At 61.6% G+C, this 17,246-nt stretch carries 19 protein-coding genes and 1 tRNA gene; 12 read left to right on the forward strand and 8 right to left on the reverse strand.

Annotated elements, in window-relative coordinates; genetic code table 11:
* Positions 1 to 77 precede the first annotated feature (77 nt).
* From ACVDG8_RS01245 to gcl, 3 genes are all read right to left on the reverse strand, one after another.
* Positions 78 to 995 carry a 2-hydroxy-3-oxopropionate reductase gene (locus ACVDG8_RS01245; RefSeq protein ID WP_447253051.1) on the reverse strand — a complete coding sequence of 306 codons (918 nt, stop codon included), beginning with the start codon at positions 993 to 995 and terminating at the stop codon, positions 78 to 80.
* Between the two features lie 316 nt (positions 996 to 1,311).
* Positions 1,312 to 2,109, reverse strand: a complete 798-nt coding sequence (hyi, locus tag ACVDG8_RS01250) for a hydroxypyruvate isomerase (protein WP_447253052.1) — start codon at positions 2,107 to 2,109, stop codon at positions 1,312 to 1,314.
* A gap of 84 nt (positions 2,110 to 2,193) precedes the next feature.
* Positions 2,194 to 3,975: a glyoxylate carboligase gene (gene gcl, locus ACVDG8_RS01255; RefSeq protein WP_447253053.1), complete on the reverse strand. Its 1,782-nt coding sequence runs from the start codon at positions 3,973 to 3,975 to the stop codon at positions 2,194 to 2,196.
* A 203-nt stretch (positions 3,976 to 4,178) separates the two neighbouring features.
* On the opposite strand from gcl, the gene bhcR reads away from it, so the two are divergent.
* Positions 4,179 to 5,000 (forward strand): HTH-type transcriptional regulator BhcR, encoded by an 822-nt coding sequence (gene bhcR, locus ACVDG8_RS01260; RefSeq protein WP_447253054.1) that lies wholly within the window; start codon positions 4,179 to 4,181, stop codon positions 4,998 to 5,000.
* Here bhcR and ACVDG8_RS01265 read toward each other — a convergent pair whose 3' ends face one another.
* Positions 5,001 to 5,360: a hypothetical protein gene (locus ACVDG8_RS01265; RefSeq protein ID WP_447253055.1), complete on the reverse strand. Its 360-nt coding sequence runs from the start codon at positions 5,358 to 5,360 to the stop codon at positions 5,001 to 5,003.
* Positions 5,361 to 5,426: 66 nt separating this feature from the next.
* Between ACVDG8_RS01265 and ACVDG8_RS01270 the strand changes: the two genes are divergently transcribed.
* The gene (locus ACVDG8_RS01270; RefSeq protein WP_447253056.1) at positions 5,427 to 5,918 is read left to right on the forward strand and encodes a hypothetical protein; all 492 of its coding nucleotides are present in this window, start codon (positions 5,427 to 5,429) and stop codon (positions 5,916 to 5,918) included.
* A gap of 70 nt (positions 5,919 to 5,988) precedes the next feature.
* Here ACVDG8_RS01270 and ACVDG8_RS01275 read toward each other — a convergent pair whose 3' ends face one another.
* From ACVDG8_RS01275 to ACVDG8_RS01285, 3 genes are all read right to left on the reverse strand, one after another.
* On the reverse strand, positions 5,989 to 6,297 hold the full coding sequence (locus ACVDG8_RS01275; protein WP_447253057.1) for a BA14K family protein: 309 nt from the start codon (positions 6,295 to 6,297) through the stop codon (positions 5,989 to 5,991).
* Between the two features lie 191 nt (positions 6,298 to 6,488).
* The gene (locus ACVDG8_RS01280; protein WP_447253058.1) at positions 6,489 to 6,683 is read right to left on the reverse strand and encodes a hypothetical protein; all 195 of its coding nucleotides are present in this window, start codon (positions 6,681 to 6,683) and stop codon (positions 6,489 to 6,491) included.
* 182 nt (positions 6,684 to 6,865) lie between these two features.
* The gene (locus ACVDG8_RS01285) at positions 6,866 to 6,997 is read right to left on the reverse strand and encodes a hypothetical protein (protein ID WP_447253059.1); all 132 of its coding nucleotides are present in this window, start codon (positions 6,995 to 6,997) and stop codon (positions 6,866 to 6,868) included.
* Positions 6,998 to 7,192: 195 nt separating this feature from the next.
* Here ACVDG8_RS01285 and ACVDG8_RS01290 point away from each other — a divergent pair.
* Positions 7,193 to 7,268, forward strand: a tRNA-Thr gene (locus ACVDG8_RS01290).
* 146 nt (positions 7,269 to 7,414) lie between these two features.
* Entirely contained in the window at positions 7,415 to 8,452 is a 1,038-nt protein-coding gene (locus ACVDG8_RS01295) for a hypothetical protein (protein WP_447253060.1), read from the forward strand.
* 45 nt (positions 8,453 to 8,497) lie between these two features.
* Here the strand turns inward: ACVDG8_RS01295 and ACVDG8_RS01300 are convergent, their stop codons facing one another.
* Positions 8,498 to 9,112, reverse strand: coding sequence for a TetR/AcrR family transcriptional regulator (locus ACVDG8_RS01300; RefSeq protein WP_447253061.1), 615 nt, complete (start codon positions 9,110 to 9,112; stop codon positions 8,498 to 8,500).
* 93 nt (positions 9,113 to 9,205) lie between these two features.
* Between ACVDG8_RS01300 and ACVDG8_RS01305 the strand changes: the two genes are divergently transcribed.
* The 8 genes from ACVDG8_RS01305 (at position 9,206) to ACVDG8_RS01340 (ending at position 17,218) form a co-directional block, all read left to right on the forward strand.
* Complete coding sequence (locus ACVDG8_RS01305; protein WP_447253062.1) at positions 9,206 to 10,288, forward strand: polyamine ABC transporter substrate-binding protein; 1,083 nt, start codon at positions 9,206 to 9,208, stop codon at positions 10,286 to 10,288.
* An 8-nt stretch (positions 10,289 to 10,296) separates the two neighbouring features.
* Positions 10,297 to 11,142, forward strand: a complete 846-nt coding sequence (locus ACVDG8_RS01310; RefSeq protein WP_447253063.1) for an ABC transporter permease — start codon at positions 10,297 to 10,299, stop codon at positions 11,140 to 11,142.
* Positions 11,143 to 11,144: 2 nt separating this feature from the next.
* Positions 11,145 to 11,927 carry an ABC transporter permease gene (locus tag ACVDG8_RS01315; protein WP_447253064.1) on the forward strand — a complete coding sequence of 261 codons (783 nt, stop codon included), beginning with the start codon at positions 11,145 to 11,147 and terminating at the stop codon, positions 11,925 to 11,927.
* Positions 11,924 to 12,988: an ABC transporter ATP-binding protein gene (locus ACVDG8_RS01320; protein WP_447253065.1), complete on the forward strand. Its 1,065-nt coding sequence runs from the start codon at positions 11,924 to 11,926 to the stop codon at positions 12,986 to 12,988. The genes ACVDG8_RS01315 and ACVDG8_RS01320 overlap by 4 nt, the downstream gene beginning before the upstream one ends.
* Positions 12,989 to 12,991: 3 nt before the next feature.
* Positions 12,992 to 13,747, forward strand: coding sequence for an MBL fold metallo-hydrolase (locus ACVDG8_RS01325; protein ID WP_447253066.1), 756 nt, complete (start codon positions 12,992 to 12,994; stop codon positions 13,745 to 13,747).
* Positions 13,748 to 13,785: 38 nt separating this feature from the next.
* On the forward strand, positions 13,786 to 14,175 hold the full coding sequence (locus tag ACVDG8_RS01330) for a UDP-galactopyranose mutase (RefSeq protein ID WP_447253067.1): 390 nt from the start codon (positions 13,786 to 13,788) through the stop codon (positions 14,173 to 14,175).
* A gap of 481 nt (positions 14,176 to 14,656) precedes the next feature.
* Positions 14,657 to 15,430 carry an NAD kinase gene (locus tag ACVDG8_RS01335; RefSeq protein WP_447253068.1) on the forward strand — a complete coding sequence of 258 codons (774 nt, stop codon included), beginning with the start codon at positions 14,657 to 14,659 and terminating at the stop codon, positions 15,428 to 15,430.
* A 189-nt stretch (positions 15,431 to 15,619) separates the two neighbouring features.
* Positions 15,620 to 17,218, forward strand: coding sequence for a DEAD/DEAH box helicase (locus ACVDG8_RS01340; RefSeq protein WP_447253069.1), 1,599 nt, complete (start codon positions 15,620 to 15,622; stop codon positions 17,216 to 17,218).
* The last annotated feature ends 28 nt before the right edge of the window (positions 17,219 to 17,246 follow it).

Consider the following 17,246-nt stretch of genomic DNA (forward strand, 5'->3'; position numbering starts at 1 on the left):
GCCGGCAAGGCAGGAACCCGTTCTCTGACAGGAAAAGAGAAAGGCGGCGTGGGAACGTTGAGCCGCCCTCTCCTGACCTAAGCTGCTTTGCCCTTGGCTCCAGTTGCTTCCACACCGACCTCGAAGTTCGCCATCCGCTCCAGCGCTCTGACCAGCGCCGAATGATCCTCCTTGGCTCCACCATTGGCGGCGCAGGAATTGAACAGTTGCTGCGTGGTCGAGGTGTTGGGCAGCGAGACGCCGAGCGCCTTGGCGCCTTCCAGCGCCAGATTGAGGTCCTTCTGGTGCAGTTCGATGCGGAAGCCCGGCGCGAAGCTGCGTTTGATTATGCGCTCGCCATGCACTTCGAGGATGCGCGAGGCGGCGAGCCCACCCATCAGCGCCTGCCTGACCTTGGCCGGATCGGCGCCGGCTTTCGAAGCAAAAACAAGCGCTTCGGCGACGGCTTCAATGGTCAGCGCGACGACGATCTGGTTGGCGACCTTGGTGGTCTGACCGACGCCGTTCGGGCCGACCAGCGTGATGTTCTTGCCCATCTTCTCGAACACCGGCCTGGCGCGTTCGAACGCCTTGTCGTCGCCGCCGACCATGATGGTCAGCGAGGCAGCCTTGGCGCCGACTTCGCCGCCCGACACCGGCGCATCGAGATAGTCGCAGCCGAGATCGTTGATCTTCCTGGCGAATTCCTTGGTCTCGATCGGGGAGATCGAGCTCATGTCGATGACCAGCTTGCCCTTCGACAGGCCCGAGGCGACGCCATTCTCGCCGAACAGAACGTCGGCAACCTGCGGGGTGTCCGGCACCATGGTGATGATGATGTCGGCGGCTTTGGCCACCGCATTGTGGCCGGTGACGGTCTTCAGGCCCTTGGCGATGAGATCTGCCGGCGGCTTCGAGCGGTGGTCGCTGGCAATGATTTTGTAGCCAGCGTCGAGCAGATGCCCCGCCATCGGCGCGCCCATGATGCCGAGGCCGATGAAACCGATGGTTTCCATTGTGGTTCTCCTTTATCGAGGCCGCGTTCCTTCGCGCCCCTCTCTGGCCTGCCGGCCATCTCCCTCACAAGGGCAGGGCAATCGCATATGAGTTTTTACGAAGAGGACCCCCACCCTAACCCTCCCCACAAGGGGGAGGGAATGCTGCCGCATGCCTCCCTTTTGGCGTCGAACCTGGGCGATTTGCAGGGATCAGCGCCTACCAAGTCTCCCTCCCCCTTGTGGGGAGGGATTAAGGGTGGGGGTCCTCTTCGTAAAAACTCATATGCGATTGCCCTGCCCACAAGGGGGAGATCAGCAGCTTCGGCGTTGGCGCTTAGGCTGCCGCGCTACCCTGCCCGGCGAATTGCCTGAACCAGCCCAGCCCGGCCTCGGTCCCAGCCTTCGGCTTGTACTCTGCGCCAACCCAGCCCGAATAGCCGAGGCGATCGATATGGTCATACAGGAAAGGAAAATTGATCTCGCCCGTCCCCGGCTCGTGACGGCCGGGATTGTCCGCAAGCTGGATATGCGCGATGCGGGGAAGGTTAGCCTCGATGGTACGGGCGAGATCCCCCTCCATGATCTGCATGTGGTAAATGTCGTATTGCAAATAGAGGTTCTTCGAGCCGACACGGTCGATCAGCGCCAACGCCTGGTCCGAGTAGTTCAAGAAGAAGCCGGGGATGTCGCGGGTGTTGATCGGCTCGATCAGCAGCCGGATGCCGGCCTGCTCCAGCTTCTCGGCCGCGAAGCCGAGGTTTTCGACAAAGACGTTTTCCAGGACAGCGCGGTCGGCGCCTTGTGGTGCGATGCCGGCCAGGCAGTTGACCTGCTCGCAGCCCAGCGCATGGGCGTAGCTGATCGCCTTGGCGATGCCCTGGCGGAATTCCGGCACGCGATCCGGCAGCACCGCAATGCCGCGCTCGCCCTTGGCCCAGTCGCCCGCCGGCAGGTTGAAGAGAACCTGACTGAGCCCGTTCTTCTTCAGGCGCGCGGCGACGACATCGGGCGCATGGTCATAAGGGCCGATATATTCGACGCCCTTGAAGCCGGCGCGAGCCGCCGCATCGAAGCGGTCGAGGAAGTCATGCTCGCCAAAGAGCATCGACAGATTGGCTGAAAAACGCGGCATTCTTTTTCTCCTTCTTTCCGCCAGGCATTTTTGTTTATGCGTGCCGTTGTCCCAAAACCGCTGCGCAGTTTTGGGCGGCATGCATCAATCCAGCATCACGATTGCCGTCGGCGCATCTTCATGGCTTTCGGCAAGATCCTCGAATTCGGTGATCTTGTCGATTTCCGTGCCCATGGAAATGTTGGTAACGCGATCGAGGATGAATTCGAGAACGACCGGCACCTGATGCTCCTTCATCAGCCGCTGCGCTTCCTTGAAAGCGCCGGCGAATTCTTCCGGCTTGCGCACGCGGACCGCCTTGCAGCCCATCGCTTCGGCGACCGCGACATGGTCGACGCCATAGCCGGCCTCGGGATCGTCCTTGCGATTGACGTTCTCGAAGGCAAGGCTCACCTCGTAGTCCATCGAAAAACCGCGTTGCGCCTGGCGGATCAGGCCGAGATAGGCGTTGTTCACGACGACGTGGATGTAGGGCAGCTTGTGCTGCGCGCCGACCGCCAATTCCTCGATCATGAACTGGAAATCATAGTCGCCCGACAGCGCGACGATGGCGCGGTCCGGATCCGCGGCCCGCACGCCGAGCGCTGCCGGCAGCGTCCAGCCGAGCGGGCCAGCCTGGCCGCAATTGATCCAGTTGCGCGGCTTGTAGACATGCAGGAACTGCGCTCCGGCGATCTGCGACAGGCCGATCGTGGTGACATAGGTGGTGTCGCGGCCAAAAGCCTTGTTCATCTCCTCATAGACGCGCTGCGGCTTCAGCGGCACCTGGTCGAAATGCGTCTTGCGCTTCATCGTCTTCTTGCGGCCCTGGCATTCCTTCGCCCAGCCCGACCAGTCGCGCAGCTTGCCGGCCGTGCGCCATTCGGTGGCGACGTCGAGCAGGATCTTCAGCGCCGCGCCCGCATCCGAGACGACGCCGAGGTCCGGCGCGAAGACGCGACCGATCTGGGTCGGCTCGATATCGACATGGATGAATTTCTTGCCCTTGGTGTAGACGTCGACCGAGCCGGTGTGGCGGTTGGCCCAGCGGTTGCCGATGCCGAAGACGAAGTCGGCCGCCAGCATCGTGGCGTTGCCGTAGCGGTGCGAGGTCTGCAAGCCGCACATGCCGGCCATCAGCCGATGGTCATCGGGAATGGCGCCCCAGCCCATCAAGGTCGGGATGACCGGCACGCCGGTGATTTCGGCAAACTCGATCAACAGATCGGAGGCATCGGCGTTGATGATGCCGCCGCCGGCGACGATCAGCGGCTTTTCCGCCTGGTTGAGCATCGCCAGTGCCTTTTCGGCCTGGGCGCGTGTCATGGCCGGCTTGAATGGCGCAAGCGGTTCATAGGCATCGATATCGAACTCGATCTCGGCCAATTGGACATCGACCGGCAGGTCGACCAGCACCGGACCGGGCCGCGACGAGCGCATGAGATGAAATGCCTTCTGCAGCGCCATTGGCACCAGATAAGGTTCCATGACGGTGACCGCCCATTTGGCGACGGGTGCCGCGATCGCAGCGATATCGACGGCCTGGAAATCCTCCTTGTTCAGCCGAGCGCGCGGCGCCTGGCCGGTGATGCACAGGATCGGAATGGAATCGGCCGAGGCCGAGTAGAGGCCGGTGATCATGTCGGTGCCGGCCGGGCCCGACGTGCCGATGCAGAGCCCGATATTGCCGGCCTTGGTCCGCGTATAACCTTCGGCCATATGCGAGGCGCCCTCGACATGGCGGGCCAGCACGTGGCGGATGGTGCCGCGCGCCTTCAGCGCCGAATAGAGCGGGTTGATCGCCGCGCCCGGCACGCCGAAGGCATTGGTGATGCCTTCCTTTTCGAGAACAAGAACCGCCGCATCGACAGCGCGCATCCTGGCCATAGCAAGCCTCCATTTCGTTGGTTGGCTTGATAATGTCAGCGCGCCTTTGATTTTTCAATTTTTTTAGAATATTTTTTCATTTCTAGAAAACAGCCAGTTATCGTTGATTTCATGACACTTTTCGTTTTCCAGAAAACCATCATCGCAAAACATGAAAAACTTTTTCATTGTGCTCGACATGAAATCCAGCGAGAATGCAGGGCATGGAAACCACTGAAAAGCGCCAGCGCGGCCGGCCCCGCGCCTTCAACGGCCCTGCGGAAGCGACTTCGGTGCAGTCGCTCGACCGGGCGCTGCGCATCCTGGCGATCGTGGCGGAAGCCAGCGGCCTGTCGCTCAGCGAGATCGCGGCGCAAAGCGGCATTGCCGCTTCCACCGCATATCGCATGCTGACGACACTGGAGAACCACGGCATGGTCGAGTTCGACACGACCGACCAGTTGTGGTCCGTCGGCGTGGAGACCTACCGAATGGGCGCCGCCTTCCTGCGCCGCAGGAAGCTGGTCGACCGCGCCCGCATCGTCATGCAGGAATTGATGGAGAAGACCGGCGAGACCGCCAATCTGGGCGTCGCCGAGGACGATTGCGTCGTCTTCGTCAGCCAGGTCGAGACGCACCAGGCGATCCGCGCCTTTTTCAGGCCGGGCACGCGCAGCCCCTTCCATGCCTCGGGCATCGGCAAGGCGGTGCTGGCGCATCTCGAGCCGGAACGGGTCGCGGCAATCCTGCGCAAGGCAGGCCTGCAGCGCTACACCGACAAGACGCTGTCCGACATTTCGGGGCTGGCGCATGATCTCGCCACCATCAAGCATCGCGGCTGGTCGGTCGATGACGAAGAGCGCCACCCTGGCATGCGCTGCGTGGCCGCGGCCATCTTCAACGAATATGGCGAGCCGATCGGCGGCGTTTCGGTATCCGGCCCTACGGTTCGCGTGACACCGGAGCGGCTGGCCGAGATCGGCCCGCTGGTCCACGAGGCGGCAGCGGAAGTGACGAAGATGATCGGCGGCGTCAGCGCCGGCTGATCACGCAGCGCCCGGCAATGCGCTCTTTGCCGCGATGTCGAAGAAATCGAGCAGGATCGCGGCGCCCACGCCGCAGGCCGTGAAGACAAGGCCGGTGATGAAGATGCGGTTGGCGCGTTCGAAAATGCGACGTTGCAGCGACTTTATGTCGAGCAGCATGGCGAGCGCCCGCATCTGCAGCGCGATGCCGATCAGGATCGGCAGGACCGCGACTAGGTGGTAGGTCTGCCAGGGGATCGGGTTGGCGGCCCAATGGGTGATGAAACCCAGCGAAAAGGCCAGCAGGATGCCGACCGTGGTGACGGTGCCGTTGCGGAATACCGTCTCCACCACTTCTTCCTTCGGGTCCTGCTCGTCCAAGCCACCGTCCCTCCTGTTAGCGGTCCAGACTAGACGCTCGCAAAATCGCTGTACACCTTTGCATGCATGATCCTGATCGCCTTGCCGGAGCCTTTGAATGCGTGCGAAAGGGCACGGATGTGGAAAACAGTTCAGCTCCTGTCTGCCGCTTCACTTTGCGGATGCGTGGCCGCAGCGCCGCCGCCGCCCGAACCCAGCGGCACCCAGCACGTCGATCCCATGCCAGTTTCGCTCGCGCTGGAGGAAATCATTACCGCCGGCGTGCGCCCGCATCTGAGCAATCCGCTCTCCGCCAGGTTCGGGACTATACTTGCCGGCGAGCGGACGCTGAACGGACGCCAGGAGATCGTGGCATGCGGCACTGTCAACGACAAGAAGTCGTCCGGCGCCGCTGACCGCGATTTGCCATTCGTTGCGAAAATCCACCCGGACACCGGAAATAGCTTCGAGCTGGTGGCGATTGACGACAGTTCGCCGAATGCAAGGCTTCGGGTTGCCAACACCTGCCGCGACGCCGGGTTGCCGATGCTGGACGCCGCCGCGAAGACGCATCCCTGATACCTGCTCAAACACAGGAAAAAGGGACTGCGTGCAGCCCCTGTTTCCCGTCGCTGGTTCGGCTCCCCTTTCACAGCCTGCAGGTGCGCGGGCCGTCATAGGTCATATAGGTGTCGGAGCCTTCGTCGTAGCTGGCGTAGCGGGCATAGCAGCGGCGGATGTGGATCGCTTCGTAGTCGTCCTCGACATAGACGGTGCGGGGCTGCTGCTGAGCAAGCAGGCTGCCGAGCACGAAGCCACCGACGCCGGCGGCGATGCCGATTCCGAGCTCGCGGCGATGATGATGGTCGTGAGCGGCCGAGGGCTGGACGGTGCCGACGAGCGAGCCGGCGGCGATGGTGGAGGCGATGAGGCCGGAAACGATGGTGCGCTTGAACATGACGATCTCCTTGGGTTTCGCTGGAGAGGCGAACCATCCGCCTCTTGAACATGGGTCGCGGCGGCCAGGAAAAAGGTTCGAGGTTTTCTTGAGATTTTTTCGCGGAGGTGCGGTCGGTTCCCGCCTGTGGATCACGGAACATGCAAAAAAGGGCGGCCGAGGCCGCCCTTCGAACGCGACAAGGCTTGGTATCAAAGGATGATAACCACTCTGCCATGATGATGATGGTGGCGATGATGGTACCACCAGTAGTCGCCATAGTCGTCGTCGTAGTAATGATGGTGATGATGCATATCGTAAGCTGACGACGTCTGAACCGTGGCGGCCAGCGCGCCTGTGGCGACGAAAATAGCTACGAGAGCGAAAGTGAGCGTGCGCTTGAACACAATGATCTCCTGGATCCTTGACCGAGGCGACCATTCGCCTCTTGAGATCAGTCGTGGCGAAGCGGCAAAAGGTTCGAAGGTTATTGAGCGAATAGCGAGTAGGGAATAGCGAATAGCGGATGTGCGCAGTTCGGAAATCGAGCTTCCCTATTCGCTACTCGCTACTCGCTACTCCCTCTTCTTCACCCCATGCCCGTGACATGGCGCAGCCAGAAGGCGAGCGCGATGAAGCCGATGATAGTAGCGACGCCGGTCCAGTCGATATTGGCCTTCTTCACGTCGCGGATGATCCGGATAAGCAGCAGCCAGATCACGACGATGAGCGGCAGGATGATGACAGAATCTGATCATGCGACACCCCGTTCGATGCGATTGCACCTGAACGGAATGTAGGAAGCCCTGATGCTGTTTTCAGCATCCGGCCACGGAATGGGTCGTGGTATCCGTTGCCAACCCAAAACGGAGTTTTGTCTTTACTGGCGCAACAAATATGCTAACCGGAGCGCCATGCCCTTGTAGCTCAGCTGGTAGAGCAGCGGTTTTGTAAACCGAAGGTCGCGGGTTCGATTCCTGCCGGGGGCACCACCCTTCGCTCTTCGAGCTTCGGATGGCGGGCCACCCGAAGCGCTCTTGTCGATCATCGGCATTTTTCGAACAGAGTAGCTCTTAGCCCTTGAAATAACCGGTTAACAGGTTCTTACTTGGGGCGGGTGTTTTCGGGGTGTAACGCAGTGCGTGAATCTTCCAAGTTCTTGGCCGTTTTGTCGGTTATTGTCGCCGCATCATTTCCAGCCAAAGCTTTGGAATACAGGCCAGTTTCGTCACCCGGAGAACAGCCATTTCTCGTCGTGTCAGGCGAATTCGGAGTCAACGAGCCACTCGTTGACTTTAGCAATGCAGTTTTGAGCAGTGGTGCAAGGGTAATCGTCTTCGATTCCCCAGGTGGGAGTGTCGGAAGCGCCATGCAGCTCGGCCGCATGATCCGGGCAGCCGGGTTGGATACGCTTCAAGTTCGACAGCTACAGTGTGTTTCGGCCTGTTCATTGGCATTCATGGGCGGCGTTCGCCGATACGCGGACCCGGGATCTGTTGGCGTGCATCGTTCGTCTTTTGGTCCCGAGAATGGGATGTCTGCTGACGATGCCGTGGCAAATGTTCAGGCCGCCACTGCAGAGATCATGTCCTACATGATTGAGATGGGCGTGGATCCAAAGCTGATGGCTGTCGCCTTGAGCTATGACCGCTCCGACATGAGATATCTTTCTTCCAGCGAAATGGCCGACTTACGCGTGACCAATGTCGCCCAGAGCCAGCTGCCGGAAAATGCATCCTACGCACCTGCGGCAGCGAACCCCGAGACCGTAACCGAGGGCAGTGGAAATCGGCAGCAATTGGAAAGCGCTGCTGTGGATTTCGTGAAAGGGCTGATTGAACACCATGGCGATAATGCCAATCTGGCGATTGCCCAGGTTCAATCATCTTACGCTGGTGTCGTCGATTATTACGGCAAGCTCACAGATCTGAATTCGATCATTGCGGATAAGAGAAACTATTTTCAGCGCTGGCCTGAACGAGGCTACAGCGTTCGCGATAACACGATTGTCGTTACCTGCGCCAATGACCGCTGCATGGTGTCTGGCACCTATGATTGGATTGTCCGCAGCTTGCCGAGACACAAGCAAGCGAAAGGCGCAGCGCAATTCAGTTACACGATCGCAATCGGTTCGAATCCCAAGATCATTGCCGAGGCAGGCAGGGTTTTGCGGTAGACGACCTCATGTCGGCGGCCGTTTCGATCCCTGCCCTTGGGATTCTCAAACCCCAATCGCCGTCACCAGAATCCTATTCTGCCGTCGTATCGCCGCCCTTAGCTCCGGCATCCTCGCTGCATCTCGCTTCACGAACTCGATGAACATCATGTTCATGTTGTTGAAGATCAGTTCGCCCACCGCCGGTCCGTCTATGTCCGGCCGCACCAGGCCGATCTCCTGCAGGCGGGCGATCAGCGCGCTTATTTGCTCGGTCAGGTCGCGGTCGAGTGCTGCATAGGCCTGGCCGAACGGGCTGTCGGGCAGTTGCGTCGAGATCGCCATCGCCTGGCGCCACATCTCTTTGCTCAGATAGTTCAGCGAATGCTCGATATAGATGCCGATCAGCGTGTCCAGCGCGTCGCCGACATTGGCCGGCGGGTTGGCGACGACCCCTCGCCCGGCGTTCAACACCTCGTTGACCTCCAGCGAGACGATGGCGCCGAGGATGTCGCCCTTGTTCTGGTAGTAATTGTAGATGGTGCCGATCGACACTTCGGCTTTGGCGGCTATCGCCTCGATCTTGGCGCCCTCATAGCCGGCCCCCCGGAAAAGCTCCGTCGCCGCATCGATGATACGGCGGTGACGGTCCGCCTTCTGCCGTTCGCGCAATCCACTCATATCGGCCTCTTTGCCACAAAATCATAATTGACTCAATTTTAGAATTGGTTCAACTTTTCTTCCAACAAGCCAGCAAGGCAGGGAGAACACTCGATGGCCATCAACACTCGCAATCCGCTTTTCACGCTGAAGTCTCATCTGAAAACCGCATGCGCGGCTGCAGCATTGCTGCTTGCGGCCGGCGGCGCCCAGGCCGCCGATCTCAACGCGCTGATCTGGTGCGATCATGCCGATCCGGCGCTGCTGCAGCCCTTCGAGGACGCCAACAAGGTCAAGGTCAACGTCAAGGAATTCGAGGGCACCGGCGCCGGTCTTGCCATCGTCGAACAGTCGCAGCCGGGCGACTGGGACGTGATGGTGATCGATTCCATCGATGTGCCGCGCGGTGTCGAGAAAGGCCTGTTCGAACCGCTGCCCGAGGACAAATTGCCTTTCGCCGACCTTTTCGCGGAAGTGAAGATGGACAAGTCGACCATCGTCGACGGCAAGCGCTACGGCATCACCGAAAAATTCGGCTACAACACCATCGGCTTCAACAAGACCAAGGTCGATCCGGCCGACATGCAGTCGCTGGCTTCGCTGACCAGCGACAAATACAAGGGCAAGGTCGCGATCTACGATTACTATCTGCCGGTCATCGGCATGGCAGCTCTGGCCATCGGCAAAAAGACCGCGGACCTCACCGAGGCCGATCTGCCCGCGCTCAAGGCCGAGCTTCTCAAGATGAAGGCCAACGCCAAGCTGGTCGGCGAAGTCACCGCCAGCCAGACCGCCTTGGCCACCGGCGAGGTCGACATCCTGGTCGGCGGCGGCGAATGGGTGACGGCTGGCCTCGCCAAGGAAAACCCGGCGCTCGACTTCTCGATCCCGAAAGAGGGCGCGGTGCTGTGGTCGCAGTCGCTCGCCATGTTCAAGGATTCCAAGAACAAGGACATGGCACTGAAATTCATCCAGTACATTATGAGCCCAGAGGGTCAGGCGCGGCTTGCAACGTCCTCCTGTTACTGGGGCATGCCGTCGAACAAGAAAGCGACCTTGAGCGACGAGCAGAAGAAGGTCCTGCGCTTCGACGAACAGCCGGGCTTCCTCGCCCGCGCCCAGGCCTATCCGGCGCCGAGCGCCGATCTCGACAAGAAGATGCAGGATATGTGGACCGAAATGCTGCAGGCGCAGTAGATCGACCCATGAGCGTTGCGGGAGACAACACGCGTGCCCTGCCCTGGGCGCTGGTCACGCCGGCGCTGGCGTGGACGTTTGCGTTCTTCGTGCTGCCTTTCATCGCCATGGGGTTTTCGAGCCTCACGGCGCATGAAGGCGGCGCCTTCACGCTTGCCAATTACAGCCAGTTCTTCACCGACCCGTCCTACTGGCGGGCGATGGTGAACTCGCTCGAGGTGACGGGAACCGTCACCGTCATCTCGATCCTGCTCGCTTATCCCTTCGCCTGGATCCTCGCCGAAATGGTGCCGGAACGCTGGCAGCGGCTGGCGCTGATGCTGGCCGTGCTGCCGTTCTGGACGTCCTATGTCGTGCGCTCCTATTCCTGGCTGCTGGTGCTGGCGCAGAACGGCGTCATCAACCGCGCGCTGACCGGCATCGGCCTGATCGGCGAACCGCTGCAGCTCGCCAACACGCGTTTCGCCACCGTCATCGGCTTCGTGCATTTCTTCGTCATGCTCTTGACGCTGACGATCTTTGCCAACCTCAAGCAGCTAAGCCCGAGCTACCGCAAGGCGGCCGCCGACCTCGGCGCCGGACCGGTGCGCACCTTCCTGCATGTCGTGCTGCCGCTGACCTTGCCCGGCATCATGGTCGGCGCCTTCCTCACCTTCGTGCTGTGCATCGGCGACTACATCACGCCGCAGATCCTCGGCGGCAACAACGAACTGGTGATGCCGCAGCTGGTCATGATGCAGATCGGCCGGCGCGGCGATTTTCCGCTCGCCTCGGCGCTGTCGATCATCCTGATGGCCGTCGTCACCATCGCCTATCTCGCCTGCGCGCGCTGGCTGAAGATCGAGCGGGCCTGACGATGCGCACCGTTGTCCGCACCGCCGCCTGGCTTTACGCGATCGCCGTCTACGGTTTCATCTTCCTGCCTGTCATCGTGCTGGTGCTGTTTTCACTGCAGGCGACATCCTTTCCGATCCCGCCCTTCACCGGCCCGTCGCTGCGTTGGTACCAGGCGGTGCTGTCCGACGCGCGGCTGACCTCGGCGCTGGTCAACTCGCTGCTGGTGGCGGTGCTGTCCTCGCTCGCTTCCGTCACGCTGGGATTCCTGTCGGCATGGGGTTTCGCGCGCTTCGCGCTGCCGGGCTCGGCCATCTTACGCGGACTGATCACGCTGCCGCTCACCGTCAGCTACCTGATCATTGGCATGGGGCTCCTGGTGCTGTTCAACTGGGCCGGCGTGCCGAAATCGCTGCTCGCCGCCGGCATCGGCCATGTCGTGATCAATTTGCCGCTCTGCTTCGCCATCATCTACAGCCAGATGGGCGACCACCAGATCAACATCGAGCGCGCCGCGCGCGACCTCGGCGCGCCGGAATGGAAAGTGCTGTCGATGATCACCGTGCCGGCCATGGCGCCGGCGATCTTCGCCGGCTTTTTCCTGTCGATGACCTTTTCCTGGGACGAGTTCGTCATTTCGTTCCTGCTCACCCGCTTCGAGACGACGCTTCCCGTGGAGATCTGGAACCTGCTGCGCTCCGGCCTCAATCCCAAGACCAACGCCGTCGGTTCACTGGTCTTTGCCGTCTCCATCGTGCTGGTGGTGTTTTTCGAACTGACGCTGCTGCGGAGAAAGACGGCATGAGCGCGCCCCTGGTCGACATCCGCAATATCTCGCATCGCTTCGGCCAGCATCCGGTGCTGAAGAACGTCTCGCTGACGATCGAGCCCGGCAGCTACACGATCCTGCTCGGGCCCTCCGGCTCGGGCAAGACGACGCTGCTTTCCATCCTCGGCGGCTTCGTGATGCCCAGCGAAGGCGCGGTGTTCATCCGCGGCGAGGACTGCACAACTGTGCCGCCGGCCAAGCGGCCGACGACGACGGTGTTCCAGGACTATGCGTTGTTTCCGCATATGAGCGTCGGCGGCAATGTCGGCTTCGGGCTGCGCATGCAGGGCGTCGATGGCGCGACGCGCGCGGCCAAGGCGCGCGAGGCGCTGGCGCTGGTCGGGCTGGCCGCCGCCTTCGACAAGAAGCCGCATCAGCTTTCCGGCGGCCAGCGGCAGCGCGTGGCGCTGGCCCGCGCCCTGGTCATCGAGCCGGCGGTGCTTCTGCTCGACGAGCCGCTTGGCGCGCTCGATCTCAAGCTGCGCCGGCAGATGCAGGATGAGTTGAAGGCGATCCAGAAGCGCGTCGGCACCGCCTTCATCCATGTCACCCACGACCAGGAGGAAGCGATGGCGCTGGCCGACGATTGCGTGGTGATGAATGACGGCCGCATCGAGGATCAAGGCTCGCCCGAACGCGTCTACGCCCGGCCGGCGACGCGTTTTTCCGCCACCTTCATGGGCGAAAGCACGATCGTCGCCGGCAGGGTCGAAGCCTCGCAAGGCGGGCGTCTGACGATTTCAACCGCACTCGGATCGGTCTCGTTGTCCGGCGCCTCGCCGGTCGGCGCAAAAATCTCGCTTGCAGTCCGGCCCGAACATCTTGTGCTCGGCGAGGCGCAAGGCGACGTTGCGCTGGGCAATGCCACGGTCGGCGATGTCGTCTTCCAGGGAAGCTTCAAGCGCATTCTGGCATGCTCGACATCCGATCCAGCCTTGCAGTTCATCGCCAAGGCGCCGGCTTCGGCCTCTCTGCAGCCGGGCGACATAACAGCTGTTTCGTGCAACGCTGACGACATCATCCTGCTGGCGGACTGATCGATGAGCACACTTGCGGTTATCGACGCTGCGGACTGGTACGAAACCATCCGCATGAGCGACGACATCACGCTCATCCACGAACCGTGGATAAAGCCGTTCTTCCGCTGCAACATGTGGCACGTGCGCGGCCGCGACCGTGATCTGTTGTTCGACACCGGCCTTGGCCATTTCAGCCTGAAAAGCCACGTGCCGCTGGTGAGCGAGCGCAATCTCACCTGCGTCGCCAGCCACACGCATTTCGACCATATCGGCTGCCACCATGAATTCCCGCACCGCTGCGTGCATGCCGCCGAAGCGACAATCCTCGCCGACCCGCGCAACGAATGGACCGTCGCCGATCGCTACGCCAATGAAGAGATGTTCGATCGCCAGCCGCAAGGCTGGGACACGGCGCGCTACCGCATCCTGCCCGCGCCGGCCGACCGGCTGCTTGAACACGCGGACGTCATCGATCTCGGCGACCGTGCCTTCGAAGTCATCCACACGCCGGGGCACTCGCCCGGCGGCATCGCGCTTTACGAGAAGAAGACCGGCATTCTGCTGTCAGGCGACATCATCTATGACGGGCCGCTGATCGACGATGTCTATCACTCAAACCTCGACGATTATGCCGAGACATTGCTCAAGATGCGCGATCTCGACGTCGCGGTCGTGCATGGCGGTCATTTCCCGAGCTTCGGCAAGGTGCGCTACCGCCAGCTCATCGACGAATATCTCGCGCAGAAGCGGAAGCCGGGCTGCCATTTGAAGAAGTAACGGGGCGAACCATCGACGTCGAGCTCGAACACTTGAATGTGCCGGACTACCAAGGCACCGCTGTGATGAATTACGCCGATGAAGCCGTGCCCTACACGCGCATTGTCGAGTTCAGGCATATCAACCCGGAGCGCGAGCTGAGCCGCGACAGGACTGTGATCGGTCGCGAGTTCTCGCGTTTTGCCCGGCGCGTCGACGAGCCTTACTATCCCATCGACACGCGCGGCGACCAAAAGGTCTACGCCCGCTACCAGGCGCGTGCCCAACATGACGCGGACAACACCCATTTCGGCGGCCGGCTTGGGACATACCGCTATCTCGACATGCATCAGGCAATCGGCGCGGCATTCAAGGCATTCGAGACGGTCTTTGTGCCGTATTTCAAAGGGTGCTTGGAAACGGTGTCGATGCGAAGCCGGTTTTCCTGAAGGACCCGATGGCCAAAATCGCACGCCGTTCACACCGCTTATCCGGTGAATGTCATCCTAAAAAGGCTAAAGCGCTCTCTGAGGGCAAGGCGCGCCAGTGGCATCGCCGCATTGGGAAGCCGTTGAATGAGGCCGTTGGCTCATTTCTTCGGCATGGCGGACGAGTTCCGCGAACATAATGGCGAAGCTTCCCATCATCAGGAAGACTATGATCAAACGCGTTACCGGCAACAGATCAGGTCTCTCGACTGGTCAGCCCCCGCCAACCCATCCATTGCGGGCTAACATGATCCTTGCGTCTTTACGAGTGTTTAAGGATCACCTTAACCATTGTGGCCATCACATTCGTGATGCTGCTGTCACGAAGCGCGATCACCCGGAGCCCCAGCGACGGGCCGAGCGCCCTGCCCTTCACAGATAGAGCCGACGCATGCTACGCCGTCGCCGGCGCGGCCTTGCAAGCGGTCGCCCTCCGGGAGCCATGAGCAAAGCCGCCAGCCGTTTCGCCTTCGTCTCTTCCGACACTGATGACGCCCGCGCGGCGCTGGAAACGCTGTCGGCGCGCTACGGGCAGGCGCCCGTCGAGGAGGCCGAGATCATCATCGCGCTCGGCGGCGACGGTTTCCTTTTGCAGACGCTTCGCGAAACGATGGGCTCGGGCAAAAAGGTCTACGGCATGAACCGTGGCACCATCGGCTTCCTGATGAACGAATATCGCGCCGGCGGCCTGGAGGAGCGCATCGCCACTGCCGTCGCCGAGACCATCCGTCCGCTTGAAATGACCGCGGTAACGCATGACGGCGAGACCATTTCAGCGCCGGCGATCAACGAGGTTGCGCTCTGGCGCCAATCCTACCAAACGGCGAAGATCCGCATCACGGTAGACGGCCAGGTGCGGCTGGAGGAGCTCAATTGCGACGGCGTCATGATCGCCACGCCGGCAGGCTCCACCGCCTACAATCTGTCAGCACATGGTCCGATCCTGCCGCTCGACGCGCCGCTTCTGGCGCTCACACCGGTCAGCCCGTTCCGGCCCCGCCGCTGGCGCGGCGCACTGCTCTCCAACAAGGCGATCGTGCGCTTCGACATATTGGAAGCGGAAAAGCGCCCGGTGAACGCGGCCGCCGACCATACCGAGGTCAAGGCGATTGCCTCGGTCACGGTGCGGGAGTCGCCGACGACGACGGCGACATTGCTGTTTGATCCCAATCATTCCTGGAACGAGCGCATTCTTGCCGAGCAGTTCCGCTATTGAGCCGGCGCAAAGTTATCGTTGCGGTTAAGCATCGCGATTAAGGTTACGTCTTCACAATCGGCGGAATCCCGCCCGTTTGTGTTGACAAATCGCGGGCTTGCGCCTAACTGCAACCTCGACTTTGCAGGCGCGCGGCGCCTGCCGCAACACGCGTTGCGATTTCCCGAACCAGCCAAAGACATCAAACACTTGTCCTCAGACACCACGACCGCTCAAGAAGCGTTGACCTTTTCAGACCTCGGCCTATCGCCGAAGGTCCTTTCCGCAGTCACCGACGCCGGTTACACGCAACCCACCCCGATCCAGGCCGGCGCCATCCCGCATGCGCTGCTCGGCAAGGACGTGCTGGGCATCGCCCAGACCGGCACCGGCAAAACCGCTTCCTTCGTGTTGCCGATGCTGACGCGACTGGAAAAGGGACGTGCCCGCGCCCGCATGCCGCGCACTTTGATCCTCGAGCCGACGCGCGAACTCGCCGCGCAGGTCGAGGAAAACTTCATCAAATACGGCAAGAACCACAAGCTCAATATCGCGTTGCTCATCGGCGGCGTCTCCTTTGACGAGCAGGACAAGAAGCTGGAGCGCGGCGCCGATGTGCTGATCGCAACGCCTGGCCGCCTGCTCGACCATCGTGAACGCGGCAAGCTGCTCCTCAACGGCGTTGAGATCCTCGTCATCGACGAGGCCGACCGTATGCTCGACATGGGCTTCATCCCCGACATCGAGCGCATCTGCGAGATGATCCCGTTCACGCGCCAGACGCTGTTCTTCTCGGCGACTATGCCGCCGGAGATCACCAAGCTGACCGAGAAATTCCTGCACGCGCCGGTGCGCGTCGAGGTCTCGAAGGCCGCTTCCGCGGCGACCAACATCATCCAGCGGCTGGTCAAGTCGGGCTCAAAGCCGTGGGACAAGCGCGAGACGCTGCGCAACCTGATCAAGGCCGAAGACGCGGAATTGAAGAACGCCATCATCTTCTGCAACCGCAAGATCGAAGTCTCGGAACTGTTCCGCTCGCTCTTGAAGTATGATTTCGACGCCGGTGCGCTGCATGGCGACATGGATCAGCGCGCGCGCATGCAGATGCTGGCCAATTTCCGCGACGGCAAGCTGCGCTATCTCGTCGCCTCGGATGTCGCCGCGCGCGGTCTCGACATTCCCGACGTCAGCCACGTCTTCAACTACGACGTTCCGATCCATGCCGAGGACTATGTCCACCGCATCGGCCGCACCGGCCGTGCCGGCCGCTCCGGCAAGTCGTTCACCATCGCCACCCGTTCGGACACGAAATATGTCGATGCCATCGAAAGGCTGATCGGCACCAAGATCGAGTGGCATGACGGCGACCTGTCGACCGTCACCGAAAGCGAAGGCGAGGATGCTCCGCGCCGTGGCCGTGGTGCGCCGCGCCGCGCCGGCCGCAAGGATGAGGATCGCCCGGAACGCGGCGAGCGCAAGAAGGGCGGCGAGCGCCGGTCCAGGAAGAGCGAGGATGCCGCGCCGGAGCCGGTGCAGGAGCCTGTGGTGGCTGAGGCCGAAGTGGCCGACATTGCCGAGCGCCGCGCCCGCAAGGATGCAATCCGCTCCGAGAACGACCGCAAGGGCTCAGGCAATCGAAACGATTCGAGCAATCGCAACGATTCGGGCAATCGCAACGAGCAGCGCGGCGAAGCCCGCGCGCCGCGCGATCACAACCGCCCTGTCCGCCATCGCCGTGAAGAGGACGACGGCACCGTCGGCTTCGGCGACGACGTGCCGGCCTTCATGCGCATCGTCGCCAAGGTCTAAGCTTCGACGCAGTGCTGATATGAAACGG

This window comes from Mesorhizobium sp. ORM8.1 (genome assembly GCF_053005525.2).